This is a genomic window from Paenibacillus sp. NPDC056579, from assembly GCF_042793215.1.
GTDB lineage: Bacteria > Bacillota > Bacilli > Paenibacillales > NBRC-103111 > Paenibacillus_S.
Map to the genome: position 1 here is coordinate 1 of NZ_JBHTVD010000043.1, position 1,605 is coordinate 1,605.

Genomic DNA, 1,605 nt, shown 5'->3' on the forward strand with positions numbered 1-1,605 from the left:
GCCTGACGAATATGATCAGCAGGTGCTCTATCATTACATACACAGCGTCATGAAAAACAGCTTTTCGGTCGAGCGGTTTACCGCTTGGGCTGATGAGGAAGACTATGAGCTGTCTGCCAAAAGAGAGCTGACACTTGATGAATTCACATCTTTGAGAATCGTTCAGAAAAAATGGCAGTAAAAAACCCGCCCTTTAGGGACTGACCCCATAAGATGAGACAAATAAAAACACCTTCAAGTTTGAATACGGATGATTGTTATCCGAAATTAGACTTGGAGGTGTTTTTTCTATGGGGACAAGAGTGAGTTATCCGGTTGAAGTGAAACAGAAGGCTGTAGAAATGAGATTGGCAGGCGTACCTATGAAAGAGATCATGCAGGAGTTGAATATCAAAAATAATACGCAGATTAAGACATGGGTCAGATGGTATAAGGCTGGTGATACACATCGATTTGAACAGCCTGTTGGTAAGCAATACACTTATGGAAAAGGTCCGGAGTATTCTTCCGAATTAGAGAAACTGCAGGCAGAGAATCGATATCTGAGACAACAGAATGAAGTGTTAAAAAAGTACAACGAATTGGAAAGGAAGTTGATAGCCAAACGTCAGTCGAACTTGTAGAAGAATTGCACAGCACAATGACCGTGCAGGATATCTGTATTCATTTAGGTATCTCTCGCTCGTCTTATTATCGTTGGAAGAAGAATCTGAAGAAAGATCATCCCAAGCGCCATTTAGAAAAACAAATCGGCACGTTGTGCCGAGAGCACCAGTATCGATATGGATATCGAAAAATCACAGCTATATTAAAAAAGAGAATGTGTATTAACCATAAAACGGTTCAGCGTATTATGCAGAAAAATCAGTGGCAGTGCCGGGTTAAGGTGAAAAAGCGCAAGAAGAATGGGCAGCCATATGCCGTGGTCGACAATATATTAGATAGGAACTTTCAGTCTGATCATCCTCTTGAAAAACTAGTAACAGACATCACGTATTTGCCTTATGGACAGAAACAATTGTACCTTTCCAGTATATTGGATGTATATAATGGAGAAGTGATTGCTTTTACGATTGGAGATAAGCAGGACACAGACTTTGTCTTACACACACTTGATCAACTGCCAACACTGCCTGAGAACTGCGTGTTACATAGTGACCAAGGATCTGTGTATACATCTTACGAGTATCAGAAAGCTGTTAAAACAAAAGGCATTACCATGAGCATGTCCCGCAAAGGGACACCCGCTGATAATGCCTCCATCGAATCGTTTCATTCCTCACTAAAGTCTGAAACGTTCTATCTTAACAGCATTGATCGAACCACGACCGCCATCGTAGAACGCACTGTCATAGAATACATTCATTATTATAACAATATTCGTATTCAAACGAAACTAAACAACCAATCACCGATAAATTATCGGCAATTGGCTGTTTAAAAGGTGTTTTGATCCCTGTCTCAAAAACGGGGGTCAGTCCCGGAACAGCATGGGTTGTTCTTATGGTCAGAGATTATCTGCATCGTTTGGCGGCAGCCCAAGCCACTAGTCCGGCAACAACAGCCGCCGATACAATGGGGCGCTTCGTCGCTTTTGTGTAGTAG

The 1,605-nt window shown here is 41.8% G+C and carries 2 protein-coding genes and 1 pseudogene; 2 read left to right on the forward strand and 1 reads right to left on the reverse strand.

Annotated features, from left to right (window positions below):
* Positions 1-131, forward strand: a pseudogene (locus tag ACFQ88_RS39655) (hypothetical protein); the annotation flags it as partial.
* A 159-nt stretch (positions 132-290) separates the two neighbouring features.
* Positions 291-1,441, forward strand: a protein-coding gene (locus tag ACFQ88_RS39660) for an IS3 family transposase (protein WP_087614160.1) whose coding sequence is annotated in 2 segments (ribosomal slippage) — positions 291-564 and positions 564-1,441 — 1,152 coding nt in all. Because the reading frame shifts where the segments join, the coding sequence is not laid out codon by codon here.
* Positions 1,442-1,514: 73 nt separating this feature from the next.
* On the opposite strand, the gene ACFQ88_RS39665 is transcribed toward ACFQ88_RS39660, so the two are convergent.
* Positions 1,515-1,605 (reverse strand): hypothetical protein (locus ACFQ88_RS39665; protein ID WP_377978853.1); only part of this gene is annotated, 91 nt, incomplete at its 5' end.